Origin of the sequence: Streptomyces sp. NPDC013455 (genome assembly GCF_040632975.1) — a bacterium.
GTDB lineage: Bacteria > Actinomycetota > Actinomycetes > Streptomycetales > Streptomycetaceae > Streptomyces.
Window position 1 is genome coordinate 147,237 of the sequence record NZ_JBEYCX010000006.1, and the last position, 26,868, is coordinate 174,104.

The 26,868-nt window shown below is 75.9% G+C and carries 27 protein-coding genes; 5 read left to right on the top strand and 22 right to left on the bottom strand.

What is annotated here, in order from left to right:
- The first annotated feature begins 285 nt into the window (after positions 1-285).
- The gene (locus ABZ576_RS12810; RefSeq protein ID WP_360739366.1) at positions 286-2,070 is read left to right on the top strand and encodes a serine hydrolase; all 1,785 of its coding nucleotides are present in this window, start codon (positions 286-288) and stop codon (positions 2,068-2,070) included.
- Between the two features lie 144 nt (positions 2,071-2,214).
- Here the strand turns inward: ABZ576_RS12810 and ABZ576_RS12815 are convergent, their stop codons facing one another.
- The gene (locus tag ABZ576_RS12815) at positions 2,215-3,774 is read right to left on the bottom strand and encodes an NAD(P)/FAD-dependent oxidoreductase (protein ID WP_360739368.1); all 1,560 of its coding nucleotides are present in this window, start codon (positions 3,772-3,774) and stop codon (positions 2,215-2,217) included.
- 174 nt (positions 3,775-3,948) lie between these two features.
- On the opposite strand from ABZ576_RS12815, the gene ABZ576_RS12820 reads away from it, so the two are divergent.
- Positions 3,949-5,064, top strand: coding sequence for a hypothetical protein (locus ABZ576_RS12820; protein ID WP_360739369.1), 1,116 nt, complete (start codon positions 3,949-3,951; stop codon positions 5,062-5,064).
- Positions 5,065-5,080: 16 nt separating this feature from the next.
- Here the strand turns inward: ABZ576_RS12820 and ABZ576_RS12825 are convergent, their stop codons facing one another.
- From ABZ576_RS12825 to ABZ576_RS12845, 5 genes are all read right to left on the bottom strand, one after another.
- Positions 5,081-5,932 (bottom strand): oxygenase MpaB family protein, encoded by an 852-nt coding sequence (locus ABZ576_RS12825; RefSeq protein ID WP_360739589.1) that lies wholly within the window; start codon positions 5,930-5,932, stop codon positions 5,081-5,083.
- 144 nt (positions 5,933-6,076) lie between these two features.
- Positions 6,077-6,796 carry a CBS domain-containing protein gene (locus tag ABZ576_RS12830; RefSeq protein ID WP_360739371.1) on the bottom strand — a complete coding sequence of 240 codons (720 nt, stop codon included), beginning with the start codon at positions 6,794-6,796 and terminating at the stop codon, positions 6,077-6,079.
- A gap of 147 nt (positions 6,797-6,943) precedes the next feature.
- Complete coding sequence (locus ABZ576_RS12835) at positions 6,944-7,465, bottom strand: TspO/MBR family protein (RefSeq protein WP_360739373.1); 522 nt, start codon at positions 7,463-7,465, stop codon at positions 6,944-6,946.
- A 31-nt stretch (positions 7,466-7,496) separates the two neighbouring features.
- Positions 7,497-8,177 (bottom strand): SMI1/KNR4 family protein, encoded by a 681-nt coding sequence (locus ABZ576_RS12840; RefSeq protein ID WP_360739375.1) that lies wholly within the window; start codon positions 8,175-8,177, stop codon positions 7,497-7,499.
- 81 nt (positions 8,178-8,258) lie between these two features.
- Positions 8,259-8,630 carry a ferredoxin gene (locus ABZ576_RS12845; protein WP_360739376.1) on the bottom strand — a complete coding sequence of 124 codons (372 nt, stop codon included), beginning with the start codon at positions 8,628-8,630 and terminating at the stop codon, positions 8,259-8,261.
- A 201-nt stretch (positions 8,631-8,831) separates the two neighbouring features.
- On the opposite strand from ABZ576_RS12845, the gene ABZ576_RS12850 reads away from it, so the two are divergent.
- Positions 8,832-9,197 (top strand): DUF6479 family protein, encoded by a 366-nt coding sequence (locus ABZ576_RS12850; RefSeq protein WP_360739378.1) that lies wholly within the window; start codon positions 8,832-8,834, stop codon positions 9,195-9,197.
- 148 nt (positions 9,198-9,345) lie between these two features.
- Here the strand turns inward: ABZ576_RS12850 and ABZ576_RS12855 are convergent, their stop codons facing one another.
- The 15 genes from ABZ576_RS12855 to ABZ576_RS12925 form a co-directional block, all read right to left on the bottom strand.
- Positions 9,346-9,801 carry an RpiB/LacA/LacB family sugar-phosphate isomerase gene (locus tag ABZ576_RS12855; protein WP_360739380.1) on the bottom strand — a complete coding sequence of 152 codons (456 nt, stop codon included), beginning with the start codon at positions 9,799-9,801 and terminating at the stop codon, positions 9,346-9,348.
- 189 nt (positions 9,802-9,990) lie between these two features.
- On the bottom strand, positions 9,991-10,185 hold the full coding sequence (locus ABZ576_RS12860) for a hypothetical protein (RefSeq protein ID WP_360739382.1): 195 nt from the start codon (positions 10,183-10,185) through the stop codon (positions 9,991-9,993).
- Between the two features lie 141 nt (positions 10,186-10,326).
- Positions 10,327-11,577, bottom strand: a complete 1,251-nt coding sequence (locus tag ABZ576_RS12865; RefSeq protein WP_360739383.1) for an ANTAR domain-containing protein — start codon at positions 11,575-11,577, stop codon at positions 10,327-10,329.
- Between the two features lie 138 nt (positions 11,578-11,715).
- Positions 11,716-12,624 carry a glycosyltransferase gene (locus ABZ576_RS12870; RefSeq protein ID WP_360739385.1) on the bottom strand — a complete coding sequence of 303 codons (909 nt, stop codon included), beginning with the start codon at positions 12,622-12,624 and terminating at the stop codon, positions 11,716-11,718.
- A complete protein-coding gene (locus tag ABZ576_RS12875) occupies positions 12,621-13,562 on the bottom strand; it encodes a glycosyltransferase (protein ID WP_360739387.1) in 942 nt (313 codons plus the stop codon). Before ABZ576_RS12875 ends, ABZ576_RS12870 begins: the two co-directional genes overlap by 4 nt.
- Positions 13,563-13,639: 77 nt before the next feature.
- Entirely contained in the window at positions 13,640-14,656 is a 1,017-nt protein-coding gene (locus tag ABZ576_RS12880; protein ID WP_360739388.1) for a glycosyltransferase family 9 protein, read from the bottom strand.
- On the bottom strand, positions 14,653-16,077 hold the full coding sequence (locus ABZ576_RS12885) for a PfkB family carbohydrate kinase (protein WP_360739390.1): 1,425 nt from the start codon (positions 16,075-16,077) through the stop codon (positions 14,653-14,655). Before ABZ576_RS12885 ends, ABZ576_RS12880 begins: the two co-directional genes overlap by 4 nt.
- Positions 16,074-16,802, bottom strand: coding sequence for an SIS domain-containing protein (locus tag ABZ576_RS12890; protein WP_360739391.1), 729 nt, complete (start codon positions 16,800-16,802; stop codon positions 16,074-16,076). Before ABZ576_RS12890 ends, ABZ576_RS12885 begins: the two co-directional genes overlap by 4 nt.
- The gene (locus tag ABZ576_RS12895; RefSeq protein ID WP_360739392.1) at positions 16,799-18,031 is read right to left on the bottom strand and encodes a glycosyltransferase; all 1,233 of its coding nucleotides are present in this window, start codon (positions 18,029-18,031) and stop codon (positions 16,799-16,801) included. Before ABZ576_RS12895 ends, ABZ576_RS12890 begins: the two co-directional genes overlap by 4 nt.
- Positions 18,028-18,990: a glycosyltransferase gene (locus ABZ576_RS12900; RefSeq protein ID WP_360739393.1), complete on the bottom strand. Its 963-nt coding sequence runs from the start codon at positions 18,988-18,990 to the stop codon at positions 18,028-18,030. Before ABZ576_RS12900 ends, ABZ576_RS12895 begins: the two co-directional genes overlap by 4 nt.
- Positions 18,987-19,997, bottom strand: coding sequence for a glycosyltransferase family 9 protein (locus tag ABZ576_RS12905; protein ID WP_360739395.1), 1,011 nt, complete (start codon positions 19,995-19,997; stop codon positions 18,987-18,989). Before ABZ576_RS12905 ends, ABZ576_RS12900 begins: the two co-directional genes overlap by 4 nt.
- Positions 19,994-20,536 carry an HAD-IIIA family hydrolase gene (locus ABZ576_RS12910; RefSeq protein ID WP_360739397.1) on the bottom strand — a complete coding sequence of 181 codons (543 nt, stop codon included), beginning with the start codon at positions 20,534-20,536 and terminating at the stop codon, positions 19,994-19,996. Before ABZ576_RS12910 ends, ABZ576_RS12905 begins: the two co-directional genes overlap by 4 nt.
- Complete coding sequence (locus ABZ576_RS12915; RefSeq protein ID WP_360739398.1) at positions 20,533-21,528, bottom strand: glycosyltransferase; 996 nt, start codon at positions 21,526-21,528, stop codon at positions 20,533-20,535. Before ABZ576_RS12915 ends, ABZ576_RS12910 begins: the two co-directional genes overlap by 4 nt.
- Positions 21,525-23,159, bottom strand: a complete 1,635-nt coding sequence (locus ABZ576_RS12920) for a carbamoyltransferase C-terminal domain-containing protein (RefSeq protein WP_360739399.1) — start codon at positions 23,157-23,159, stop codon at positions 21,525-21,527. The genes ABZ576_RS12915 and ABZ576_RS12920 overlap by 4 nt, the downstream gene beginning before the upstream one ends.
- A 31-nt stretch (positions 23,160-23,190) precedes the next feature.
- Positions 23,191-24,198, bottom strand: coding sequence for an NAD-dependent epimerase/dehydratase family protein (locus tag ABZ576_RS12925; protein ID WP_360739400.1), 1,008 nt, complete (start codon positions 24,196-24,198; stop codon positions 23,191-23,193).
- Positions 24,199-24,522: 324 nt separating this feature from the next.
- Here ABZ576_RS12925 and ABZ576_RS12930 point away from each other — a divergent pair, with 324 nt between their 5' ends.
- On the top strand, positions 24,523-25,416 hold the full coding sequence (locus ABZ576_RS12930) for a polysaccharide pyruvyl transferase family protein (protein ID WP_360739402.1): 894 nt from the start codon (positions 24,523-24,525) through the stop codon (positions 25,414-25,416).
- A gap of 101 nt (positions 25,417-25,517) precedes the next feature.
- Complete coding sequence (locus ABZ576_RS12935; protein ID WP_360739403.1) at positions 25,518-26,081, top strand: hemerythrin domain-containing protein; 564 nt, start codon at positions 25,518-25,520, stop codon at positions 26,079-26,081.
- A 347-nt stretch (positions 26,082-26,428) separates the two neighbouring features.
- Here ABZ576_RS12935 and ABZ576_RS12940 read toward each other — a convergent pair whose 3' ends face one another.
- Positions 26,429-26,767 (bottom strand): DUF3040 domain-containing protein, encoded by a 339-nt coding sequence (locus tag ABZ576_RS12940; protein WP_360739404.1) that lies wholly within the window; start codon positions 26,765-26,767, stop codon positions 26,429-26,431.
- Positions 26,768-26,868 lie beyond the last annotated feature (101 nt).

The following is a 26,868-nucleotide window of genomic DNA, read 5'->3' on the forward strand; positions in this document are numbered from 1 at the left end:
CCGTCACCCGCCTGCCTCGTTGGGTGGCGGTCGCACCGGTCGGGTGCGCCTGCCGTCGGTACGGCTCCGGAGCGGCCGTCGTCCGCGGCGTGTCGTCGGGGTCGCGGGGCACCTCGGCGACGAAGCCGGCGCTCTCGGGCCGTGTGCGGCCGGCCGGTCGGAGCAGTACGCGAGCGGGGCGGCCGCCGGCCCATGACGGCCGCGCCCCGTTGACACACCCGCCGTCCGACAGGAAAGTGCACCGGCGGGCAAGCCCCGGAAGACGCTCCCGGACGGAGGCGCGCGATGACGGACGACCTGTCAGGCGGACGGGCGAGGGGGCTGACGCGCCGCCGGCTCGTCGTCGGCTCCCTGGCGGCGGGCGGCGCACTGGCCCTGGGCGCGCTCCCCGCGGGCCCGGCCGCCGCCACGCCCGCCGCCGGCCGCCGTACACTGCGCCACGGTTCCCCCGAGCGCGCCGGGCTGCTCCCCGGACACCTGCGGCAACTCGTCACGGACGCCGAGGCGTTCCTCGCCCCCTCCCCCCGCCGCCCGTGGTACGCGGGTGCCGTCCTGCTCGCCGGGCGCGGCGGCACGGTGGCCCTGCACGAGCCGGTCGGCATGGCGGTGCGCTACGCCGCGTACGACGAGAAGACCGACACCGGCGTCGAGTTCCCGCCCGAGGAGCAGCTCCCGATGACCCGGGACACCGTCTTCGACCTGGCCTCCGTCTCCAAGCTGTTCACCTCGCTCCTGGCCGTCCAGCAGATCGAGCGGGGCGCGCTGGAGCTGGAGGGCAGGGTCGCCGCGTACCTCCCGGACTTCGGACGCGCCGGCAAGCGGGACGTGACGGTCCGCCAGCTCCTCACGCACACCTCCGGGTTCCGTTCCTGGATCCCGCTGTACGGCGCGCCGACGCGGGCGGGGAAGCTGGAGCTGATCTGGAACGAGGCCCCGCTGCACCCGCCCGGCACCGCGTACCTGTACTCGGACCTGAACCTGATCTCGCTCCAGCTGGTCCTGGAGGAGATCACCGGCCGCGCGCTGGACACGCTGCTGCACGAGGAGATCACCGGTCCGCTCGGGCTGGACAGCACCCGCTACAACCCGCCCGCCTCCTGGAGACCGCGGATCGCGGCCACCGAGGACGCGCGCCGGCCCTGGTCGGGGCTGGACCGCGGGCTGGTGTGGGGCGAGGTGCACGACGAGAACGCCTGGAGCCTGGGCGGCGTGGCGGGTCACGCGGGCGTCTTCGGCAGCGCCTGGGACCTCGCGGTCCTCGGCCGTACGCTGCTCGACGGCGGCATCCACGGGCGCACGCGCATCCTGCGGCGCGAGTCGGTGGAGCTGATGTTCACCGACTTCAACACGGCCTTCCCGGGCGACGAGCACGGCCTCGGCTTCGAGCTGTACCAGCACTGGTACATGGGGGCGATGGCCACCCCGCGCACGGCCGGCCACACCGGCTTCACCGGCACTTCTCTGGTGCTCGACCCCACGACCGACACCTTCCTGGTCGTGCTCGGCAACTCGGTGCACCCGGTGCGCACCTGGCGGTCGGGGTCCGCACCGCGGGTGGCCGCCGGGAACAACCTGGCCCGTGCGGTGCCGGTGCGCCCCGCGCGGGGCCGCACGGCCTGGTTCTCGGGCATGGCGAACGGGACGTCGGCGACCCTCGCCCTCCCGCCGCTGGACACCTCCCGGGCCCCGGCCCGGCTGCGCTGCGCCCTGTGGTGGGACACCGAGCCCGCCTCCGACGTCCTGGTCCTGGAGTGCAGCGCGGACGGCGCGGCCACCTGGGAGCCGGTCCCGTTCACCACCCGGCGGCCCGGCGAAGGTGCCGGGGACCACCCCGCCGGCACCGCCACCGGCTGGTCGGGCCGGGTCTGGCACCGGGTGACCGCGGCCCTCCCGGCCGGGCGCGAACTGGCCCTGCGCTGGCGGTACACCACCGACCGGCTGTACGCCGGCCGGGGCGCCTACGTCGACGCCCTGTGCGTCGAGGCCGGCGGGGAGGTGCTGTTCGACACGTCGCGCCCGGCGGACGAGGCACGCGTCACGGCGGCGGGCTGGCGGCCGTCGCCCGACTAGGCCGTCGGCGGCGGCCGACCGGGACACCGGAAGCGCCGGCCGGCCCGGGACACCGGCGCCGCCGGCCGGCCCGGGACACCGGCGCCGCCGGCCGGTCGGGCACGGGCGCCCTCGGCCGGCCCCGGCTTCCGTAGCGGCGGCCGGCTAGGACTCCAGCACCGCCATCGCCGCGTTGTGGCCCGGCACCCCGCTCACGCCGCCGCCGCGCATCGCGCCGGCGCCGCACAGCAGCACGTTGGCGTGCCGGGTCTCCACGCCCCAGCGGCCGGTGTGCGGACCGGCGTAGGGCCAGGACAGGGGGCGGTGGAAGATGTGGCCGCCGGGCAGTCCGAGGTCCCGGTCGAGGTCGAGGGGGGTCTTCGCCTCGATGCAGGGGCGGCCTTCGGCGTCGGTGGCCAGGCAGTCGGCGAGGGGTTCGGCGAGGTGGGCGTCGAGCTGGGCGAGGGTCAGCTCCAGCAGTTCCTCGCGCACGGCGTCGTTGTCCTTCTCGAAGAGCCGGGCGGGGGTGTGCAGGCCGAACAGGGTGAGTGTCTGGTAGCCGCGCTCGGCGAGGTCCGGGCCGAGGATCGTGGGGTCGGTCAGGGAGTGGCAGTAGATCTCCGAGGGCGGTGCGGCGGGGAGTTCACCGGCCGCGGCCTGGGCGTGGGCGGCGGCGAGCTGCCGGTAGCCCTCGGCGATGTGGAAGGTGCCGGCGAACGCCTCGCGCGGGTCGGTGCCGGGGTCGCGCAGCCGGGGCAGCCGCCGGAGCAGCATGTTGACCTTGAGCTGGGCGCCCTCGGCGGGCTCGGGCGGCTCGTCCCCGGTGAGGGCGGCCAGTTCCCGCGGGGAGGCGTTCACCAGGACGTGCCGGGCCGCGGCGGTGCGCTCGCCGTCGGCGGTGCGGTAGGTGACCTCCGCCGTCCGCCCGTCGGTGTCGATCCGGACCGCCTCGTGGCCCGTGGCGACGACCGCGCCCGCCGAGCGGGCCGCCGCCGAGAGCGCGTCGGTCAGCGCGCCCATGCCGCCGACCGGGACGTCCCAGGCGCCGGTCCCGCCGCCGATGACGTGGTAGAGGAAGCAGCGGTTCTGGGCGAGGGAGGCGTCATGGGCGTCGGCGAAGGTGCCGATGAGCGCGTCGGTGAGGACGACGCCGCGGACCAGGTCGTCGCTGAAGGTGTTCTCGACGGCGACACCGATCGGCTCCTCGAACAGCGCCCGCCACGCGGCCTCGTCGTCGATGCGGCGGCGCAGCTCGTCGCGGCCGGGCAGGGGCTCGGTGAGGGTGGGGAACACGCGCCGGGCGACGCGGCCCGTCATGGCGTAGAAGCGCTGCCACGCCTCGTACTCGCGGGTGCCGCCGGTCAGCCGGGCGAATGCCTCCCGGGTGCGCCGCTCGCCGCCGCCGACGAGCAGGCCGGTGGGGCGGCCGGCCCGTTCCACCGGGGTGTACGAGGAGATGGTGCGGGTGCGGACGCGGAAGTCGAGGCCCAGGTCGTCGACGATTTTCCGCGGCAGCAGGCTGACCAGGTAGGAGTACCGCGAGAGGCGGGCGTCGATCCCGGCGAACGGGCGGGTGGAGACGGCCGCGCCGCCGGTGTGGTCCAGCCGTTCCAGCACCAGGACCGAGCGGCCGGCCCGGGCCAGGTAGGCGGCGGCGACCAGGCCGTTGTGGCCACCGCCGACGATGACGGCGTCGTACGCGCGGGTTCCCTCGGTGGCGGGCATGGTTCTTGCTAACACATGGTGATCGGCCTGGGAAGCCAAACGTTTCTGTGGTGATGTGATCCCTCCACTTGGACCAGACGCCGTCAAGTCCGCGCGCCCGGCCGCCGACCCTCCCTGAGCAGGCCCGGTGCCGGGCGGATCTGCTGTCGCGGACGCGCGGACGAGGAGAAGCGGATGGGCGGAACGGCGAAGTGGGGGGCGAGGGCGCGCGCCGTGCTGGGCAGGATGCCGTACTGGTCGTCCCGGGGCGAATGGGGACCGTGGGAGGAGCGCGAGCTGCTCCGGGCGCGGATCACCGAGCTGGAGGCCGTCCTGGACGGGATCTCGGCGCGGGCCCAGGCGGACAGCGACCGGAGTGATCTGGCCCCGTCCTATGTGGCCAAGGCCCGCCTGGAGCTCGACGCCGCCCGTGACGTCCTCGCGCACCGGGTCCATCCGATGATGCGGCGGGCGTCGCACCTGGGGGTGGCCCAGTCCCATGTGGACGCCGCGCTGAACCTCACGGTCTGGACGGCGTCGCTCGACGACGTCAAGGCGCTCCTGCCGGACATGGCGGCCCTGGTCAAGGAGCAGTTCAGCCCCCGCGACCCCCGCCGGCTCCGCATCGACCAGATCACCCGCAAGCTGAACGAGCCGGACAACCGGAGCCTGGAGCCCAGCGACCGCTCCTTCCTCGCCGAGACGGTGAGTCTCGCCCGGCGGCTGCTGCGCAAGCAGACCCTCCGGGTGCGCAGCTTCGCGCGCATCGTGTCGCTCGGCCTGGCCCTCGGGACGGTCGCGGTGGCTCTCGCCGCCTACCGGTGGAACGACATGGTCCCCCTGTGCTTCACCCCGGAGTACGACAACAAGTTCATGATCGTGTGTCCCACCCGGAGCGTGGGCGGCTTCACGCAGCGGCCCAGTACGGACGAGATCGCCCGGGCTTCCCGTGCGGCGGACTATCTCGTCGTGGAGATCGTGGGCCTGGTGTCCGCCGGTATCGCCTCCGCCGCGGCCCTGCGACGGATCAGGGGCACGTCGCTGCCGTACAACGTGCCGGTCGCGCTGGCGCTGCTGAAGCTCCCGACCGGTGCGCTGACGGCGGTGCTGGGGCTGCTGCTGATGCGCGGGGGTTTCGTGCCCGGGCTCAGCGCCCTCGACTCCACGGCCCAGATCATCGCCTGGTCGGTCGTCCTCGGCTATTCGCAGCAACTGTTCACCAAGTCCGTCGACAGCCAGGGCCAGGCGGTGCTCGACGCCGTGCACGGACCGCAGAGCCTCGGCCGGCGGGAGGCGGGGGGCAGGCCCTGAGCACCCGCGCGCCGGGTCAGTGGCGCAGCCGGCCGGCCGCGGGCCGCGCCTGTGGGCCCAGCCGGGCCATGGCGCGCAGGATGTGCTTGGGCGGCAGCTGCCAGCGCAGCCGTGCGGGTACCGCCCGCAGCAGGGTGCCGGTGGCGCGGAGCCCGCGGGTGACGGTGGCGGGGGCGGGGGCTGGTCTGCCGTACAGCTCGTGGGCGTACGGGGGCAGGGCGGCGTACGCGAGGCGCGCCACGTGCCGCCACAGCAGTGCGCGTACCGGGACGAGCAGGGGGTGCGTCGGGGGACGGCGCAGGAAGTCGTCCACGACACGGGCCTCGGGTCCCGCGGCCAGTTCCGGCCGCACCTTCTCGAAGTACGCGGCCAGCTCCGCGCGGTTCGCCGGTACGGTCTGCGGGTCCAGGCCCACCAGCCGGGCGCTGACGCGGTGCTCGGCTATGTACCGGTCGGCCTGGGCGTCGGTGAGCGGGAAGCCGGAGCGGCGCAGGACGTGCAGGTAGGAGTCGATCTCCGCGCAGTGCACCCAGAGCAGCAGCGCGGGTTCGCCGACGCCGTACCGTTCGCCGGTGGCCGGGTCGGTCGCCCGCAGCATGCCGTGGATCCTGCGGACCCGGGCGCCGGCCCGTTCGGCGGCTTCGCTCGTGCCGTACGTCGTCGTCCCGACGAAGTCCGCGGTGCGCATCAGCCGTCCCCAGGCGTCCCGCCGGAAGTCGGAGTTCTGGAGTACGCCGCGGACCGCCCGCGGGTGCAGGGCCTGGAGGTAGAGCGCGCGCACACCGGCGACCCACATCATCGGGTCGCCGTGCATCTGCCAGGTCACCGAGCCGGTACCGAAGAGTCCCGCGTCGCCACGCGTGTCCATGCCGTCCACACCGGCAGTGTGCGCAGCTGCGCCGGCCGGTATCAAGGGCGGTGGTCCGGGGCGCCCGGACGCGGCCGTCCGGCGGACGGGCGGGCCGGGTCCGCTCCCCTGCTTATCGGCCGGCCCGCACCGTTCGCCCGCGCGTCACGCGCGCGCCGGGGACCGGCCCGGCCGGCGTTCCGTCAGGAGGTCCTGGTCGGGGTCGAGGTCCGGGTGGCGGGGTGGGCCGGCGAGGCCGCACCGCACGTCCACCACGCCCGGCACGGTGCGCGCGAGGCGGGTGGCGAGCGGGATCAGGGCCGTCTCGCGCACGCGGCCGGTCAGGGTCACGACACCCTCGCGCACCTGGACGCGGACGGATCCGGCGCCGGTGCCGAAGAGTTCCGCGACGACCTCGCGCCGTACCTCGTCGGCGATGTCCTCGTCGTCCCGCAGGAAGACCTTCAGCAGGTCGGACCGGCTGACGATGCCCAGCAGGGTGCCGTCGTGGCCGACGACCGGCAGCCGCTTGACCCTCCGGTGGGCCATGACGCGCGCGGCGTGGGCGAGGGGCGCGTCGGGCACCACGGTGACGGCCGGGGCGGTCATCAGCTCGCCGGCGGTCACGGCGTTCGCCTTGGCGGCGTCGGCGGCGCTGCGCATCTGCCCGTAACGGCCCGGGCCGCCCTCGCCGTACTCCTCCTTGGGCAGCAGGTCGGCCTCCGAGACCACGCCGACGACGCGTCCGTCGTCGTCCAGCACGGGCAGGGCACTGACCCGCCACTCCCGCATGGTCCGCACTATTTCCTTGAAGGCCGCCCCCGTGCGCAGGGCGACGACCCTGCGGGTCATCACGTCGTCGACGACGGTGGGAGTGCCGTTCATGGCGTCCTCCGGGACTGGGGGCCGTTCTACGACTCCTCCAGGCTGCACCGGGCAGGCCGTGCGCGACATGGGCCGAGTGGCCCCTCCCCCGGATGCCTCGCCCATGGCGTCCGCCGGCCGCTCGTGGGAGCGGCCGGCGCTCGGCGTTCACCCGTTCCCGGGGCGGTTGCGCCTGACGAGGGAGGCGTTGAGGGCGGTCGCGAAGGCGCACCAGGCGGCGTAGGGAGCCAGGGCGCACGCCGCGGTCCTGTCCGTGCGGACGAGCCGGCTGATGACCTGTGCGTTGCTGAAACCGAGCAGGACGGTGTCGGCCAGTGCCGCCGTGGGGCTCCTCCGCGCGAAGAACAGCCAGTTCCAGGCGGCGTTGAGGGTGAGGTTCACGGCCAGGCCGCCGATCAGCCGGGTCCGCCGCCGCGGGGTCGTCGTCGTCCCGAGCGCGTGCCCGGCGGCGTACGCGATCGTGCCGTACAGCGGTGTCCACACGGCCCCGAACGCCCAGGACGGCGGTTGCCACGGCGGCTTGCGCAGCGCCTTGTACCAGGCGCTGTCCGGTTCCACGGCCATGGCACCCGCCGCGGCCGTGGCCGCCACGGCGGCGGTGGCGGCGCCGTAGCGCGGCCACGGCGCGGTCCACCGGGTGTCGCGGTCACGTCCCTCGGTCAGCCTCATACCCCCGCTTCTGCCCCGGCCGCTCGCTCGCTCACCTCTCGCCGAGGACCGCCCGCTCGGCCTTCTCCAGCCAGTCGAGGTACCACCGTGTGAACGTCACCGGTCTCCCGGCGTGGTCGAGGAGCGGTGCGAGGTCCATGTCGTCCACTCGGCGATCGGACCAGATCGTGCCGCGATGACCACCGCTGACGATCAGCCACTCCCTCTGCGCGCACCCCTGGTGACAGACGACGATGGCACCGGCGGTGCGTTCGGGAGCGAACATGACGGCGCCCCACCGTTCGTCCCACGCCTCGATGGCGTCGTCGAACTCCTCGATCTCGTCGAAGTCCTCCTCCTCGGGGCGCTCGGCGAGGAGTGCGGCGACGGTCTCGGGGTCCGGTCCCCGTTCGGGGAACGGCCGGGCGAGCAGGGAGAGGCCGGCCATGTCCGCACCGTCTCCCTCCCAGCGCCAGCGGCCCCGCACGCGCCTGACGGGGAAGAGCCCGTGTGCCGGACCCGCTCCGCCGGCTCCGACCCGGGTGAGGAAGGTCCGGTAGTCCTCCGGCAGTCTCGCACCCGTCTGCGTCTCGAGTTCGGCGAGTTCCTCTGCCGAGAGGGGTGCGTCGAGCGCCCACTCGTGCGACGGCGCCCCGAACACCTTGCCGCTCATCGGCTGCGTGCCCAGCGCCGTGACGCGTTCCCGCACACCGTCCCACCCGTGACCGACCATGTCCGAACCGTACGCCCGGCCACTGACACCGGGCTCATTCACCTTCGGTTCGACCCCCGGGCGGCGTCCCCGGTCCCCGGTTCACCCGAGGGTCTCCAGGAAGGCCGCGCACGCCTCGGCGCAGGTCCGGCAGGTGGCCGCGGCCGACTCGGCGCCGGGGTACTCGTCGAAGGCGCGGGCGCATTCCAGGCAGACCGAGCGGCACCAGTCCACCCGGGCGCGCATCCCCTCCTCGTCCTGGCGGTTCTCCTCGCCGAGCACCCGGCAGGTGGCGTCACACACCTCGGCGCACATGATGCCCATCCGGCGCACGCGTTCCTGGCGCTCGGTCCCGTCCGGGTCGACGAGGCTGGCGCGCACCGCACAGGCACGGGCGCACTCCGTACACGCCTGCGCACAGGTGAACCGGTCCTCGAGGAAGCGGTAGAGCTGCTGCGAAGTCGGCGATGTCACGGCGTCCGGGTAGCCGGGGCGGGCGGCCGCAAACCACCGGCCCGGGCCGACGTCGACCGCCCGGGGCGGGGCGGGCGACCGTCCGCGGCGAGACAGGCGAACGCCCGGGCAGGGCAGGCGGCCGTCCCGGCGGGGTCGGGTGACCGTCCGGCCACCCGCAGTGTCCTGGTTCGTCCGCTTCCGGGTGGGTATTCCTGTTCTATGAACACCGCATCGACGCAGCTGGCCGCGGCGAGCGGCCTGATGAGCCTCGTTCTGTTCATCGTGGCCCTGGGCGTGCTCGCGCTGCTCGCCGGTGGCTTCTGGATGACCGCCCGCGAGAAGTACCGCGAGTCCCCGCGCCCCCGCCCCGAGGAGCAGCCCAAGCTGCCGCCGGAGGGCGCGGTGCACGAACTCCGGCAGAACAGGGAGTCCGCGGACGTGCCGCGGATCCCCAAGGGCGAGCGCCCGCTCACCCCGTACGAGCTGAGCAACATGGACTCCCGGCCGAGCGCGGCGAAGGAGCGCCCGCGCTGGAGCAAGGGGTCCAGCGGCTCGTTCGGCGGCGGCGGACTCGGCGCCCACTGATCCCACCCCGCAGCCTTCCGACCCCGACCTCCCCCACGGCACCGGACCCGGCCCCGCCGGGCACCGGACCCGGCCCGCCGCCCTCCACCTCCCGGCAGCACCCGGCCCGCGTCGGACCGCCGCGCGCCCCCGGGAAGCCTTCCCGTTGTCAGGAAGTCTTCCGGGCGGCGTCCAGGCGGCCGACGCGGGCCACGTTCCGGCGGTCCTCCGCGTCCTGGCTGGGTTCGGCCGCGAACCAGGCGTCGAGGATCTCCTTCAGCACCGGTTCGGAGGTCAGCCTCAGGCTCAGGGCGAGGACGTTGGCGTCGTTCCAGCGGCGCGCGCCGTCCGCCGTGACCGCGTCCGTGCACAACGCCGCGCGGACGCCGGGGACCTTGTTGGCCGCGATCGACGCGCCGGTGCCGGTCCAGCAGCACACCACCGCCTGGTCGGCCGCGCCCTCGGCCACGTCCTGCGCGGCGGCCGCCGAACAGACCGCCCACTGCGGGTCGGCCCCGGGCCGCAGCGCGCCGTGTTCCCGGACGTCGTGGCCGCGGCGCCGCAGCTCCGCCACCAGCAGGCGGGCCACGGGTTCGTCCATGTCGGAGGAGACGGAGATCCGCATGTCCCGGAGCCTAGCGCCCGCCGACGGCCGGCGGGCGACCGAAGGATCTGTGCGACATGCCGAACGGCCCGTCGCGGGGCCCTCCGAGGCCGCCGCGGGGCCGTTCGGTGCGCCTGCACCGGTGTCCGCCGGGGCCGGGTCCTCACCGTTGTCCACGCGGACAGGACCCTTCACCGGGCTCCACCGGGGTCAGGGATGATCGGGCTGCTGTGCCGGAGGCACCCCGCCGCCCTCTCCCCCGCCCTTGGCGCCCTTGTCCGAGCCGTGCGGGCGGCCGCCCGCCTCACGCTCGGCCGCCTGGCGGGCCTTCAGCTCGCCGCTGTCCTGCGGGGTGGCGCCTCCCTTGTCACTGCGCCGCTGTTCGGGCTGCTGCGGATTGGACATGCGCCGGCCTCCCTCCGGTGGTACGTGATCCGTGCGGGGTCCGGGTTCCCAGGGGGACGCGGGTGACGCACCCGGCCGGCGGATCGGCGGAAACGGGGGGCGGCGGCCGCCGTGACGGGGGCTTGCGGCGGCGGCCCCGGCTCACGGCTCCGCGCGGGTCAGTACGCGGTGGAGATGCTCCAGTGCGTCCAGCAGCACCGAGCGGTGGTACCAGCTCAGCCAGGCCGACGCGTCCGAGGCCAGCAGGGTGAACGCTTCGGTCTGCGCGGCGGTCGGCCGGTGGCCGGCCCCGGGCCAGTGCAGGGTGATCACGCCGGTGCACGTGCCGGCGGCGGACAGCACCGGGACGCTGTGCACGGCGGCGGTGCCGGTGGTCAGCAGGGCCCGCCGGCAGTCGTCGGAGAGCACCGTGCCGGTGGCCGCGTCGGGCACGCTCACCTGGTGGCCCCGCATCCGGGCCGCGGCGTCGGCCGTGCCCTCGCCGCGGCCGCGCACGAGGTGGTCGAGGAAGGGCTCCGCGCAGCCGTGGTGGGCCTCCAGCGTCAGTGTGTGCACGGCAGGGTCCACGACCTGCACGTAGCCGCCGGGCGCCCGGCCGATGGCCAGCGCCTCGTGCAGCACGGTGTCGATCATCTGCCGCCGGCAGCGCGGATCGCGGCCGCCGCGGGCCAGGATCCGCAGCTGGGGCACGGGCAGGGGGCGGCGGCCCGGGAACCACACCTCGCCGGCCGGGGGCCGGGCCACCACCACGGCGGAGACGAGGACGCGCAGCGGCACGTTGAACCGCTGCGACGTGTCGCGGAGCACCCGGAAGGCGCTGCCGGAGTCGGGCAGACCGTAGCGGACCATGAGCACGCCCTGTGCCATGCCGATCACGGGCGCGGTGCGCACCCGGGCGCGCAGGGCACGGACCTCCTTGTACAGGTCCTCGTAGGAGGGGCGCAGCGGGTCGGCCATCTGGGACCGCCAGGCGGGCGGTTCCTCGACCCCGGACGCGGCCCGGGCCAGCTCGCGCAGCGCCTCGTCGAGGGTGGCGTACAGCCGGACGCCGTCCAGGCGGGCCAGGTGGACCGCCTCGCGCACGCCGGGCCGGGCACGGACGATGATCAGGTCGGGGCGTCCGGCACGCGCCCGGGTCGTCTCGCTGAGCGTGCGCAGCACGGCGGCGCCGCCCAGCTGTACGTGGGCCATGTCGAGCACGGGGCGCAGTCCGGCGCGGTCCGCCTGTGCCAGGTGCCCGCGCAGTTCGTCGGACCAGGTCCGCACGTCCTGGTCGTCGAGGCTGCCCGACATGCGCAGCAGCAGGGCGCCTTCCGCGGGCAGGCCCTCGACGAGGGAGGACTCGATGACCAGGGGCGCCGGGGCGGCCGGCCGGCCGGAAGAGGGTTTCATGGCATCACCCAGACAGGACGGCCCGAAGAGGACATTCGGCCTCTTCCTGACCTTTGCACCACCTTGCACGCCGGCCCCGCAGGTCTCAACCGCGCCGGGCCGCACGAGGGGCGGCCCCGGGCCGTCCGGGGGTGGAGGTCAGCCGACGTACCGCCGTGCGGGCGAGTCCCTGCGGGCCCGTTCCAGCGCGGCGATCCGGCGTTCCAGCTCCGGCGGGACCGGGTCGCGCTGGCGCAGCACCCAGGGCAGTCCGGCGGTGGCGCGGGCGAACGCGCGGGCGGAGGCCGTGTCGCGGGGCACGGTCCGGATCAGATGCCCGGTACGGCGCAGCGCCGGCAGCAGCGGGCGGCGCAGCCAGGTGAACCACAGGGTGTTGCGCAGGCCGAGGACGCGGCGGGCCGTGCTGTCGCGCAGCAGCGAGGCGTGGTGGTGGACGGTGAGTTCCTCGGCGTAGGCGAGCCACCAGCCCTGGCGCAGCAGGTCGCAGGCGAGCAGTTCCTCCTCGCCGCCGAGCCACAGGCCGGGGTGGAAGCCGCCGCCGGCGCGGAAGGCCTCGGTGCGCAGGACGGTGGCGGCGGCCAGGAAGGAGCCGAGGGCGGGTCCGGGCAGCCAGTCCGGGCCGGGCAGCGGGGACTCGCGCAGCTCGCGCACGACCGGGTCCTCGGTGCCGTCCGGTTCCACGACGATGCGGGCGGTGACGGCCGCGAGCCGGGGCCGGGCCGCGAGCAGGTCGGCGGCCCGGCGCAGGCTTCCCGGCTCCCACCAGGTGTCGTCGTCGCAGAAGGCGACGTAGGGGGTGCGCACCCGCCGGACGGCCAGGTTGCGGCCGATGGCACCGAGGTTGCGGCCGGGGCGCAGCAGGGTCATCTCCGGAAAGTGCCGGGCGACCGCCTCGGCGGTGCCGTCGGTGGAGGCGTTGTCGGTGACGATCACGTGCGGGCGTTCGGGGAGCCGGCGCAGCAGGCCGAGCGTGCGCAGCAGTTCGTCGCGGCGGTTGTGGGTGATGACGACGACGGTCGTACGGTCGTCGGGGCCGGTGCGGGTCATGGTGCGGCGCCTTTCGTCGGGCGTCCGGCCGCCTCGCCGTCGAGCAGGCGGGCGGCGTGTTCCACCCGCGGGGGCAGGGTGCGGCGGCGGGCGAGGGCGGCCGGGAACCGGGCCACGGTCTCCCGCAGGGCGCGGCGCGCGCCGGGACGGCCGGCCGCGGCGGCCCGGGCCAGGTCGGCGCCGGCGCGCAGGGCGACCGGCCAGGGGCGGCGCAGGCAGGTGGTGAGCACGTGGTTGCGCCGGACGAGGAAGGCGCGGCCGGAGCGGCCGTGGTCCTCGGGGTGGTGGCGGGCGCACAGGGTGGGCTCGTAGGCGACGCCCCAGCCGGCGGCGGCCAGGTCGTAGGCGAGCAGGGTCTCCTCGCCGCCGAAGAACAGCAGCGGGTGGTAGCCGCCGACGTCGAGGAAGGCGTCCCGGCGCACCACGCAGGCGCAGCCGAGGAAGCCGAGCACCGGGCGGCCGGGCAGGTCGGGCTCGGGCGGCAGCGGCGAGGCGGCGAGTACGGCATTGAGCGGGTCCTCGGCGGCCTCCTCGCCGACCAGGGTGCGGGCGGCGAGCAGGCCGAGCCGGGGGTGCCGGTCGAGCAGGTCGGCGGCGCGGGCGAGGCTGCCCGGCTCCCACCAGGAGTCGTCGTCGCTGAAGGCGACGTAGGGGGTGCGGGCGTGCCGCACGGCCAGGTTGCGGCCGAGGGCGCCGGTGTTCCCGGCGGGGCGCAGCAGCCGGAAGATGGCCGGGTGGCCGGCCACGGCCCGTCGGGTGGTGTCGTCGCGGGAGTTGTCCACGACGATGACCGCCGGCCGCTCGGGCAGCGCGGCGAGCGCGTCCAGGGTGCGCAGCAGGCTGGCGCTGCGGTCCCGGGTGATGATCGCGACGGTGGTCCGGGGGTCACCCGTGGAGGTGGGCGGCCGGGTACGGCCGGGGGCCCGCTCAGTGGACATGCGCCACCTCCGGGCCGGTCCGCCACATCCGGGGGTCACCCGTGGAGGTGGGCGGCCGGGTAGGGCCAGGGGCCCGCTCAGTGGACATGCGCCACCTCCGGGCCGGTCCGCCGGTGTCCGCCGCGGACGTCGCGGAGCAGCGCCAGGCAGGCCGCGGCGACCTCGCGGGTGCCGATGCGCAGCAGACGGGCGTCGGGGGTGCGGCCGTGCGGGTCGCCGGGCGGGCCGGGTTTCCACAGGGCCAGGTGGTGCCGGCTCGGCGGCGGTCCCCACAGGCGCGGGGAGACGGGTCCGAACAGGGTGACGGAGCGGGTGCCGTGGGCGACCGCGAGATGGGCGAGGCCGGTGTCTCCGCTGAGCAGCAGGGACGCCTCGGCGACCAGGGCGGACAGCTGCCGGGGCGGCAGGCCGCCGGCCAGCACGTCCCGGACGGGCAGGCCGGCGCGTTCGGCGACCGAGCGGACCAGTGCCTCCTCGCCGGGGCCGCCGGTGAGGACCACGCGGTGGCCGGCGGCGCGCAGGCACCGGACGACCGCCGCGAACCGCTCCCCCGGCCAGCGGCGGGAGCCGGCGGCCGCACCGGGGTGCACGACGACCGCGCCCGGGGCCGGGGACGGTGTGCCGGGCGGGGGCAGCCGCAGGTCGAGGGGGTCTGCCGGGATGCCGTAGCCGCACAGGAAGGCGCACCAGCGGTCCCGTTCGTTGGCGTGGCCCCGCCACGGCGGGCCGTCGGGGCAGGCGTGCGCGAGCAGCCGGCCGGGGTGCAGGGCGGCGAGGGCGTCGCGGCTCTCGGGACCGTTGCCGTGCAGGTCGACGGCCACGTCGGGGGGCGGGTCCGGCCAGTGGGTGAGGTCCGGCACCGTGCGGCCCGGTGCCTCGGCCGGGAAGACGGCGTCGACCGCCCCGGTGGCCAGGGCGAGTCCGGTCAGGCCCGGCGGCTGGGCGAGGACGACCCGGTGGCCGGGGAAGGCCCTGCGGATGCCGCGCAGCGCGGGTACGCCGGCCAGCAGGTCGCCCAGCCCCAGCGCGCGCAGCACCAGGACGGTCGGGGGGTGCGCGGTGCGGCTCACCGCGTCGCTCCGGCGGACGCTCACCTGGTCCCTCCCGGGGTGGGCGCGGGGGCGAGGGCGGCGCGGCGGGCCAGGCCTGTGGTGGAGCGGCCGTCGAGGTAGGGCAGCAGCAGGACCTGGCCGCCCCAGCTCTCCACCAGGGGCTGTTCGGGCAGCCGGGTGCGGGCGTAGTCGCCGCCCTTCGCCCAGATGTGGGGGCGGAGTTCGCCGAGGACGCGTTCGGGGGTGTCCTCCTCGAAGACGGCGACCGCGTCCACGCACTCCAGGGCGCGCAGCACCCGCACCCGGTCGGCGGCCGGGACCAGGGGCCGGCCGTCGCCCTTGCGACGGCGCACGGAGTCGTCGGAGTTGACGCAGACGATGAGGCAGTCGCCGGCCCGGCGGGCGGCCTGGAGCAGGGCGACGTGCCCGGCGTGCAGCAGGTCGAAGCAGCCGCCCGCGGCGACGACGGTGCCGCCCGCGGCCCGGACCCGGGTGGCCGTGCGCACGGCGTCGGCGGTGGTGTCGCCGTCGGCCCCGGGCTCCGGGGCCGGCTCGGGATCGTCCGGGGCGGCGACCGCGCGGGCGCCGCCCTCGGCGACGTACCGGGTGGCCGCGTGCACGGCGGCCTGTACGGCGGCCTCGGTGAGGTCGCCGTCGGCGAGCAGGCCGGCCGCGGCGGCGGCGAACCGGTCGCCGGCGCCGCAGGGATCGCCGGTGGCCGCGGCCGGCGTGGGCACGAGCAGCGGGGTCTCGCCGTGGGACAGGAGGGCGCCGCGTTCGCCGAGGGTCACCGCGACGGCCTGCGCCTGCCAGGCGCGGACCAGGGTGCGGGCGTCCCGGGCGGCGGTGCGCAGTCCGGCCGCGTCGCCGGCCTCCTCGTCCTCGTCCAGCTGCCGGGCGAAGGCGCGGGCCTCCTGGGCCGAGGGGGTGGCCAGGCGGACTCCGGGCACCGGGGGCCGGCCGCGTACGTGGGGGTCCCAGACGACGGGGGCGGCGGTGTGCGCCAGCGCGTCGCGGAGGACGTCGGCGGTGCCGCGGCCGTAGTCGGCGACGAGGACGCCGCCGGCCGCCGCGATCGCGGACACCGCCTCCCGGGTGGCCTCGCGGGCGCGGCCGTCGCCGTCGTCGAGGCGCAGCAGCGGCCGGTCTCCCGCCATGACGCGGGTCTTGCTGCTGAGGGTGCCGGCCAGCGGTACCTCGACCAGGCCGACCCGGCCGGCCAGCAGCTCGCGCAGGGTGTCGCTGGCGGCGTCGCCGCCGAGCGCGGTGACCAGGGTGACGGGGCGTCCGTCGGCGGCCGCCAGGCAGGCGGCGAGCGCGGCGCCGCCCGGCCGGGAGCTGCGCCGGGTGCCGTGCACGACGGGTACGGGCGCGTCCGGGGCCAGCCGGTCGGCCCGGCCGCACAGGTCGTGGTCGAGGAGGGCGTCGCCCACGACGACGAGGGGGGTGCGCGCGGTGCTCATGCGTGTCCCTTCCTGGGGGCCACGGGTGTGTCGGGGGCGGTGCGGCCGACGGTACGGGCACGGCCGACGAGCCGGCCGACGACGCCGGGTCTGCCGTCGGCTCCGGCGCCGTCGGCCCGGTCGGCCGCGCCGCGCTCCACGGCCCGGTCGAAGGACTCGCAGAGCATGTGCACGGCGACCAGGTGCAGTTCCTGGACGGTGGCGGCGACCGGCGCGTCGACGCACAGCGCCTCGTCCGCGCCGAGCTGGAGCGGGTTGGGGGCCCGTCCGGTCAGCGCCCACACGGTCAGGCCCATGCTCCGGGCGCGCTCGGCGGCGGCCAGCAGGTTGGCGCTGGCGCCGCTGGTGGACAGCAGCATGAGCACGTCTCCGGGCCGGCCGTGGGCGGCGGTCTGCCGGGCGAACACCTCCTGGACGCCGTAGTCGTTGGCGATCGCGGTGGTGGAGGAGGTGTCGGCGTGCAGGGCGACCGCGGAGAACGGCGGCCGGTCGTCGCGGTAGCGGCCGACGAGTTCCGCGGTGAGGTGCTGGGCCTGGGCGGCGCTGCCGCCGTTGCCGGCGACGAGCAGCCGGGCGCCGGAGCCCAGCCGCCGGGCGAGTTCGGTGCCCCAGCGCTCGATGAGCGGTCCGCGGTCGCGGAAGGTCTGGAGGGCCTGCGCCAGGTCGTCGCAGTGGGTGGTGTCGGTGACGGTGTTCCGGTACGTGGTGCCGGTGTCGGTCTTCATCGGACGACTCCCGAGAGCGAGCGGACGGAGGACACGGCGCCGTACACCCCGGCCAGGCCGTCGGCCACCCGGTCCCAGGTGTAGTGGGTGAGGACCCGGCTGCGGCCGGCGGCTCCGTACCGGGCGAGCCGGTCGGGGTCGGCGAGGAGGGCGCGGACGACGGCGCCGAGGTCGTGGTCGTCGTCGGCCGGGACGAGGACGCCCGTGGTGCCGTCCACGACCGTGTCGAGCTGGCCGCCGACGGCGGTGGCGACGACCGGGGTGGCGCAGGCCATGGCCTCCAGCGGGACGATGCCGAACGGCTCGTACACGGGCAGCGAGAGGACCAGGTCGGCGCTGGACATCAGCCGGGGCATGCGGGCCCGGCCGACCCCGCCGAGCAGGGTGACCCGGTCCGAGACGCCGTGTTCGGCGGCGATGCCGTAGAGCCGCTGGGCCTCGGGTTCGGCGCCGAGCAGGTCGGCCTCGGGGCCGCCGGCGATGAGGAGTTCGGCGTCGGGGATGCCGGCGAGGGCGCGGATGGCGCGGTCGAAGCCCTTGCGGGGCACCAGCCGGCCGACGGCGAGGAGCCGGCGGCGGGCGCCGGGCGGCCGGGTGCGGGCGACCGGCGCGAACTGGTCGGGGTCGACGCCGCAGGGCACGACGCTGATCCGGTCCTCCGCCAGCCCCATGGCCTTCAGTTCGGCCACCTCGTCGCTGCACGTGGCGATGATGCGGGCGCACTCGTGGCCGATCGCCTCCTCGACGGCGAGGCGCTGCGGCGGGCTGGTGTCGGCGGTGCCCTGGTAGCGCTTCTTCACCGTGCCGAGCGCGTGGTAGGTCTGCACGACGGGGATGCCGAGGTCGCGGGCGCCGGCCAGGGCCGCCAGGCCGGACATCCAGAAGTGGGAGTGCACGACGTCGGGCGGGCTGTGCCGCCACTGCCGGGCCAGGAACGCGCCGAACTCGGTCATGTGGGGCAGGAGTTCGTCCTTGGGGACGGGCGCGGGCGGTCCGGCGGGCACGTGCACCACCTGCACGCCGTCGATGAGGGTCACCCGGTCCGGCAGGCCGGCCGAGTCCCGCCGGGTGTAGACCGTGACCCGGTATCCCTTTCTGGCGAGCTGCCGGGCGGTCTGCGCCACGTACACGTTCTGGCCGCCCGCGTCCGGTCCGCCGAGCGCGGCCAGCGGGCTGGCGTGCTCGGAGACCATGGCGACGCGCCCGGCCGTGTGGGGAGTACGGCTCATCGGGTGACCTCCTTGATCAGGCGCTCCCAGTCGTCCAGGAAGCGCCGCTCTCCGTAGCGGGCCCGGGCCGCGGCCCGGGCGGCGGCGCCGGTGCGGCGGGCCAGTCCGGGGTCGGCGAGGAAGGCCCGTACGGCGTCCTCCAGTACGTCGAGGCGGTTCGAGACCACCCCGGCGCCCTCGGGTACCGCCTCCCGGACCTCGGTGGTGTCCAGGGCGACGACGGGCATGCCCAGGAACATGGCCTCCAGCAGGGACAGGCCGAGCGAGGTCCAGCGCACCGGGTGCAGGTAGAGCCGGCACCTGGCCATCTCCCGGTGCAGCCGGTGCTGGGGCAGGTCCCGGGTGCGGCAGCGCTCGGGCGGCAGGCCGAGGTGCTCGGCGAGTCCTTCGGTGCGCATGCCGAAGACGTCCAGGGGGGCGGACCGGGCGAACCGGGGCAGCAGGTCGGTGCCGGTCGTACGGCCCCGGCGCAAGGGCTCGTTGACCACGACGGCGGCGCGCCGCTCGGTGCCGGTCCACAGCGGGCCGGGGTCGACGATGCCGTGCTCCACGACCTCGGCCGGGGCCCGGCCGTTGTCCCACATCAGCCGGTTGAAGTGGGTGACGTGGACGACGGGGATCGCCGACTGCCCGGCCAGCGGGTGGCGCTGCCGTTCGGGCGAGGCGTCGGGGCTGTTGTGCTCGACGTACACGGCGGGCACGTCCACTCCGGGCCGGCGGCCGGTCCAGCGCAGGGCAAGGTCGGGTTCGTGCGGGCGCTGGAGGACCATCAGGTCGATGTCGCTGTCCCGCAGTTGCGCGGGGGTGCGTTCGTGTACGGACGGCGGCCAGTCCCAGGTCACGGCCCGGCCCAGCCCGTCGGGTCCGCGGTCGTCGGTGACGGGCGTCAGGTAGGTGTGCGGGCCCTGCACGAAGGCGGTGAGCCAGGATCCGTGCACGTGCCAGACGAGGATGTTCATGACTGCCGCTCCTGGATGAGCTTGTGCACCGCGCGCACGACGTCCTGTCCGGTGACCTCGTCCAGGCAGGGGTGGCCGGGCACCGGGCAGGTGAGGGCCCGGGTGCCCGCGCAGGGTGCCGACTGGTCGCCGAGCAGGATGACGGGGACGCCGTAAGGTGCCCAGCGCTCGGCCGGGACCACGGGCGCGAACAGGGAGACGACCGGGGTGCCGACGGCGGCGGCGAGGTGGGCGGGGCCGGTGTTGGCGCTGACCACGACGTCGGCCATGCGCAGCACGCCGGCGAGGACGCGGGGTGAGGTGCGGCCGCCGAGGTCGACGGCCAGGTCGCCGCCGACGCTCCGGGTGAGGGCGGTTTCGTGGGGGCCGCCGGTGACGACCACCCGGTGCCCGGCGTCGGTGAGCAGGGCGACCGCCTCCGCGCACCGTCGCGGGCTCCAGGCCCGGGCGGGCGCGCTGGCGCCCGGGTGCAGGACGACGTACGGGCCGTTGCCGGTCAGGCCGCCGGTGTCCGGGGGCGGCAGGACGCGCAGCCGGCCGTCGTCCCCGGTGGGCCGCGGGAAGCCCAGGGCGGCGGCCGTGTCGAGGGCGGCCTCGGCCTCGTGGCGGCCCGCCTGCCGCCGGTGGCGCACGTCCAGCAGGCGGCCGGGGTGGTCGGTGCTGTCGGCGCCGATCCGGCCGACGCCGGCGAGCCGCAGCAGCAGGGCGGTGGGCAGGGGGCTCTGGTGGAAGGAGGTGAGGATCAGCGCGGTGTCGAACGCGCCGGCGCGGAGCCGCCCGAGCAGGGCCTCGACGTCCGCCGGGTCCACGGGGGGCGGGTCGAAGCCCTCCCAGGGCGACTCCCACACCAGCACCTCGTCCACGCCGGGCAGCAGCCGGGCGGCGTCCGCGCCGCGCGGGCCGCACAGCAGGGTGACGTGCGTGCTGCGGGCGGCGACGGCGCGGACGGCGGGGCCGGCGAGCAGGACGTCACCGAAGCTGTCGAGCCGGACGACGAGGGATCTCATGACGCCGGCCTCCCCACGGGGGCGGCCAAGGCGCCGCGCAAGGCGGTGAGCGGGTCGGGGGCGCACTGGCCGGCGAAGCGTGCCACCTCCGCCGGTGCCGTGGCCGCGTTCGGCACGAGCACGCCCCGGGCGCCCGCCGCCCGGGCGGCCAGCACGTCCGCGGCGATGTCGCCGATCACCAGGCAGGCGGCGGGCTCGACGCCCAGCCGGGCGGCGGCCGCGAGGACCAGGCCGGGCCGGGGCTTGCGGCAGGGGCAGCCGGCGTCGGGGGCGTGCGGGCAGAACACCCAGGTGTCCAGCCCGCCGAGCAGCGCGTCGGCGCGTTCGTTGACGCGGAGCACCTGGGCGACGGTGAGCAGTCCGCGTCCGATGCCCGACTGGTTGCTGACCACGCCGGTGGCCAGGCCGTGGGACCGGGCCAGCGCGACGGCCGCGGCGGCGCCGGGCAGCAGCCGGACCCGGTCGGGGTCGCCGTTGTACGGCACGTCCGCCACGAGGGTGCCGTCGCGGTCGAACAGGACGGCGCTGACGGTGGTCATCCGGCACCTCCCAGCGGTTCGGCGTGCCGGTGGCGGACGACTCCGCGCAGCCAGTGCCGGACGGCGAGCGGCGGGATGAGCACGCTGGTGCCGAGCATCCCGGCGATCTCCCGGGCGGTGCGGGGGCCGGGCAGGATGCGGGCGAGGGCGAACTCGGCGGTGCCGAGCGTCCACAGGGCCGCGCAGGCGGTCGCGGCCCGGCGCCGCCCGGCCAGGGCGCAGGAGGCGGCGGCGAGGGCCGCGCCGGTGACCACGAGGTGGCGGGGCAGCCGGCCGCGGGGTGCCTCGGCGCGGTCCCACCAGTCGCGGCCGTGCAGCCGGTTCATCAGGGCGTCGTCGGCGTTGCCGCGCTGCGCGGGCAGCGAGGCCCACCAGTGGGCCGGGCGGACCGGGTGTCGGGTGACCCGCGTGCCGCGGGTCAGGGCCCAGCCGGCCCGCCGCACGCGCAGGGCGAGGTCGGCGTCCTCGCGGAAGGCCCGCGGGAAGCGTTCGTCGAAGCCGCCGGTGCGTTTGAGCGCCTCGGTGCGGTAGGCCATGTCGGCGGTGGCCCAGGCGGCGTTCTCCAGGCCCTTGGTGGTGCGTTCCCAGTCGGTGGGCCGGCGGTCCGGGGGCAGGGGGACGTGCAGCCGTCCCTGGACACCGCCGACGTCGGGGCCGGCCTCGCGCAGGTCCGCGGCGAGGTGCCGGGACCAGTCCGGGAGCACCTGGACGTCGTCGTCCAGGAAGACCGTCCAGGGGGTGCGGACGGTCTGCCAGCCGGCGTTGCGGGCGGCGGCCGGGCCCCGGCCGGCGGTGCGCAGGGTGCGCACCCGGTCGAGCAGCGGCCCGGCCGCCGTCAGCGGCAGGTCGCCCTCGGGCGCGGGCCGGTCGTCCACGACGACCACCTCGTGCGGCGGGTGGTCGGCGGCCGCGGCGAGGGCGTGCAGGCACTCGGCGAGGCAGGGCCGGCCGATCGTCGGCACGACGACGGTGTAGGCGGGTGCGTCGCTCATGCGAACGCCTTTCCGCGGCGGACCGCGAACGGTCCGAGGACCAGCAGGTCCACGGGGGACGAGCCGAAGCACTCCAGGGCGTCCCGGGGGTCGTCCACCATGGGCCGTCCGGCGGTGTTCAGGCTGGTGTTGACCACCACCGGCAGTCCGGTCCGCCGTTCGAAGCCCTCGATCATGCGGGCCACCAGGGGCTCCAGGGCCCGGTCCACGGTCTGGATGCGGGCGGTGCCGTCGACGTGGACGACGGCCGGGATGCGGGCCTTCCAGTCGGCGGCCACGTCGTGCACGAACAGCATGTGCGGGCTGGGCAGCGGCCCGTCGAAGATCTCGGCCGCGCGCTCGGCGAGCACCATGGGCGCGACGGGCCGGAACTCCTCGCGTCCCTTGACCGCGTTGAGCCGTTCCAGGTTGGCGGCCTTGCCGGGGTGGGCGAGCAGTGAGCGGTGCCCGAGCGCGCGCGGCCCGTACTCGCTGCGTCCCTGGAACCAGGCGACGATCCCGTCGGCGGCCAGCGCCTCGGCGGCCGTCTCGGCGATGTCGGCGGGCTCCTCGTACGGTACGGCGGCCCGCTCCAGCCAGGCGCGCAGTTCGGCGTCGCTCCAGCCGCGTCCCAGGGCGGCCGTCGGCATCGGTTCCAGGGTGTCCTTCTGGCCGGCGACGTGCGCCGCCGCGCCCAGGGCCGTACCGGCGTCCCCGGCGGCGGGCTGCACCCACACGTGGCGGAAGCCGCTCTCCCGCCACAGCCGGGTGTTGGCAACGCAGTTGAGCGCGACGCCGCCGGCCAGGGTGAGCGCGTCCTCGCCGGTGCGCTCGCGCAGCCACCGGGCGAGGGCGAGCATGGCCTCCTCCAGGCACAGCTGGGCGCTGGCCGCGAGGTCGGCGTGGTCCTGGTTCCAGGGTGCGCCGGCCGGACGCGGCGGGACGAGGTCGGCCCAGGGGACGGGGCGGGCGCGGAAGCCGCCCTGGTCGTCGGCGTGGACGTGGGCGCGCAGCCGGTCGGCGAAGCGCGGGGTGCCGTAGGAGGCGAGCGCCATGACCTTGAACTCGTCGCTGCTGCGCAGGAATCCGAGGTGCTGGGTGAGGTCCTCGTAGAACAGGCCGAGGGAGTCGGGCAGTTGCTGGGTGCCGAGGACGGTCAGTTCGCGGTTGGTGCAGCGGCCGGCCAGGTGCGAGCCGCACTCGCCGCGGCCGTCGAGGACGAGGACGGCGCAGTCGGGGTACGGCGAGACGGGTCCGGCGGAGGCCGCGTGCGCGACGTGGTGCGGGACGAACCTCACCTTGGCCGGGTCGAGTCCGGGCAGTGCCTCGGCGAGGAAGGCGGGGGCCTGCCGGGCGTACTCCTGGCGCAGGTGGTCCCAGGGGTCGTCCAGGCCCATGCGTTCGGCGGGCCGGGCCAGGGAGGGGTCGTAGGAGTAGGCGACGGCGTCCAGGTCGGACGGGTCGAGTCCGGCCTGCCGCAGGCACCAGCGGGCCGACTGCTCGGGCAGCTCCCAGGCGGAGAAGGGCAGGGGCCGCTTGCCGTGCTTGCGGCGGGAGAACCGCTCCTCCTCCGCCGCCGCCACGATCCTGCCGTCGGTGATCAGGGCGGCCGCGGGGTCGTGGAAAAGTGCGTTGATACCGAGGACGTGCATGCGCTGTCTCCAGGGCCGGGGACGGGCGGGGTCAGGACTGGGCGGCGGTGTCCTCCTCACACGCGATCGGCTGCGGGGGCATGGCCGCGAAGTAGGCGATGGTCTGCTTCAGGCCCTCCTCCCAGGGCACCTGCGGCGACCAGCCGAGCAGCTCGTGCGCGAGCGTGGTGTCGGGGCGGCGCCGGCCGGGGTCGTCGACGGGCCGGTCGACGAAGGCGATCGGGGAGCGGGAGCCGGTGAGGGCGACGATCCGGCGGGCCAGGTCGGCCACGGTGATCTCGTCGCTGCCGCCGATGTTCACGGGGCGTACGGACTTGCTGGCGGCCACGCGCAGGATGCCGTCGACCGTGTCGTCGACGTAGCACAGTGAACGGGTCTGACTGCCGTCGCCGGTCACCGTGAGCGGCTCGCCGGCCAGGGCCTGGCAGATGAAGGTGGGGACCGCGCGGCCGTCGTCGGCGCGCATCCGCGGCCCGTAGGTGTTGAAGAGCCTCACGATCCCGGCGTCCGTGTCCCGGACGCCGGCGTGTGCGGTGACGAGCGCCTCGGCGAACCGTTTGGACTCGTCGTACACGCTGCGCGGCCCGACCGGGTTCACGTTGCCCCAGTAGCCCTCGTGCTGGGGGTGCACCTGGGGGTCGCCGTACACCTCGGAGGTGGAGGCGAGCAGGAAGCGGGCGCCGTCGCGTTCGGCGATCGCCAGGGCGTTGCGGGTGCCGAGGCTGCCCACGTCCAGGGTCTCCAGCGGCATGCGCAGGTAGTCGGCGGGCGAGGCGGGACAGGCGAAGTGCAGGACCAGGTCGTAGGGGCCGGGCAGCAGACCGGTGCACTCGGGTGCCGAGACGTCGCAGTGCGTGTAGCGGAAACCGGGCCGGTCCTGGAGGTGGGCGACGTTCTCGCGGCGCCCGCAGGCCAGGTTGTCGGCACAGTCGACTTCGACACCTGAATCCAGCAGCCGCTCGCACAGGTGGGAGCCGAGGAAGCCGGCACCGCCGGTCACGAGGGCGCGCCGCCAGGAGAACGGTGTGTCACCAGTCATGGGGGCTACTCCTTCGTCGTCCTTCATCCGCGCCGCGTGCGCCGTACGGGGCTGCTGAGGCGCGATGGGCCTGCTGAGGGCACCGGACGGGCGTTTCGGTGCGTACCGCGTCGCCGGGTCCGACGTCGTCGGCCCGCGGGGAAAGGAGAGGACAGGGCTCGGGGTCCCACCGGTCCGGAGGACCGCCCTGGTCGGCCGCCGCTTGCTGGACGGCACTGGCAGCTGGGTTCCCGTGCCAGTTGGTTTCACACGTTGGACTCTTATTGTCCGGAATGCCGGGTACTCGCGCGACTTCGGCGGCCTCATACCACGGTGGAGGAGCCCATGCACGACGATGTGACGGCGGCGGTGCTCGACACCCTCCGCTCACCTGCCCGTCCTCCCGGGCGGCTGCTGCTCACCGGCTGGTTCAGCTTCCGCGACGGGGAGGCGACGGCCGGGGACGTCCTCGCCCAGCAGCAGATGTCGGCCGCGCTGAGCCGGGCCGGCATCCTGCACGACACGGCATGGAGTCCCGGCTTCCGGCCCGGGGCGCTGTCGCTGGAGACGGCCGAACCGGGGGCGTACGACACGCTGCTGTTCGTGTGCGGTCCGGTGTACGGGCCCCAAGTGGCCGCCCTCCATGCCAGGTTCAGAACCTGTCGGCGACTCGCGGCCGGCGTCTCGGTGGTCGACCCGGCCGACCCCGGGGCCACCGGCTTCGACCTGATCGTCGCCCGGGACGGCACGGCCGGCCCGGCCCGTCTCGACCTCGCGGCCACCGCGCCGGCCGGTCCCCTGCCGCCGGTGGCCGGGGTGGTCCTCTCGCACGGTCAGGGCGAGTACGGGGCCCGTCGCCGGCACGCGGAGGTGAACGAGCGGATCACCGGCTGGCTGGCCGGCAAGGACTGCGCGCGGGTACCGGCCGACACCCGGCTGGCCGGCGACGACTGGCGGCTGTGTGCCACCGCGGAGCAGTTCCTCGCCCTCGTCGCCCGCTTCGACCTGGTCGTCACCACCCGGCTGCACGGCCTGGTGCTGGCCCTGCGCACCGGTACGCCGGTGATCGCCGTCGACCCGGTCGCGGGCGGCGCCAAGGTCAGCGCGCAGGCCCGTGCGGTGGGCTGGCCGGCGCTGGTGGCCGCGGACGCGCTGACGCCGCGCATTCTGGACCACTGGTGGGAGTGGGCGCTGTCCGGGACGGGCCGGACGGCCGCCGCATGCCACTCGATGCGCTGACGCGGGGCCGGCGGCCGTGTACCGGGACGCGCCCTGGGCACTCGGCGCGGCGACGGCCGGCCGTTCACGGGCGGCCGCGGTTCACGCAGGAGGTAACGACAATGGGTCACGGCGGAAACGTCATCCAGGAGCTGACCACCGACCACCGTGAGGTCGAGGAGATCTTCGGCCGCATCGAGGCGCTGCCGTCCGGCTCCAAGGAGCGCAAGGACCTCTGCGACCAGGTCACGATCGAGCTGGTCCGGCACTCGGTCGCCGAGGAGGCCTACCTGTACCCGGCGGTGCGCCGGCACCTGACGGGCGGGGACGCGCTGGCCGACAAGGAGCTGGAGGACCATGCCAAGGCCGAGCAGCTCATGAAGGATCTGGAGGGCTGTGAGGCGGACGACCCGCAGTTCGACATGCTCATGACGAAGCTGATGAGCGAGATCCGCTCGCACGTGGCGGACGAGGAGGGCAACCTCTTCCCGCAGCTGGAGGGCGTCTGTCCCCCGGAGGCGCTGATGGAACTCGGCGACAAGATCCGCCGGGCGAAGAAGACGGCCCCCACCCGTCCGCACCCGTCGGCACCGGACACTCCCCCGGCCAACAAGCTGCTGGCCCCGGGGACCGGCCTGGTCGACCGGATGCGCGACGCCCTGACGGGCCGGGGCAAGGAGAGCTGACAGCACGCGGCAGGGCCGGCCACCGGACACGGCAGGGCCGGCCACTCGACCACCGGGCGTGGGTTGGCCGGCCACTCGACCACCGGGCGTGGCAGGGCCGGCCAACTCGACCACCGGGCGTGGCAGGGCCGGCCCGCCCCGTCCGCCGCCCGCCCGCCCGGCCGTCCGCCGCCCCGCCGCGCTCTCTCCCGCTCCGCCCTCAGCGGCTCAGCGGGAACGCCGCCCGGCCCCGCGAGGGCCGGGCGGCGTTCCGTCGTCATCGTCACAGGAGGCTTTCCCGGAGGCCCGGCCGGAGAGACCTCTGCTCGGGTCGGCCCCCGGGAGAGCCGGCCAGGGGGGCGGTGCGGTCAGAGCCAGGGAGTCAGGCGGGTGCGGGACGAGGGGCGGGGGCCGGTCGTCCGGCAGAGCAGGCGGAACGCCTGGAAGAGGGTCAGCGGCCACAGCAGCGCGAAGCACCACAGCAGCGCGGGGTCCGAGGTGCGGATGCCCATGACGGCGACGAACACCGACGCGGCCGCCAGCAGCACCACTCCCGCCGGCAGCCAGAACTCGCGCCGCGCCGCGGCCATGCGGCGCGCGAACCGCCGGTCGTGCCGCAGGTTTGCCTCGATCTGCAGCAGCACGAGCCGCTCCCGCGGCGACAGCCGTACCTGGTCGTCCATCTCCCACATCTCCCAGTCGTCCACGGCGACACACCTCCTCCGCCGGTCGGCGGCGTCCGGGTCCCCGGGTCACCGAGTTCCCCGCACGGAGCGGCCGATGCGGCACCGGCCCGGCACCGGACGGC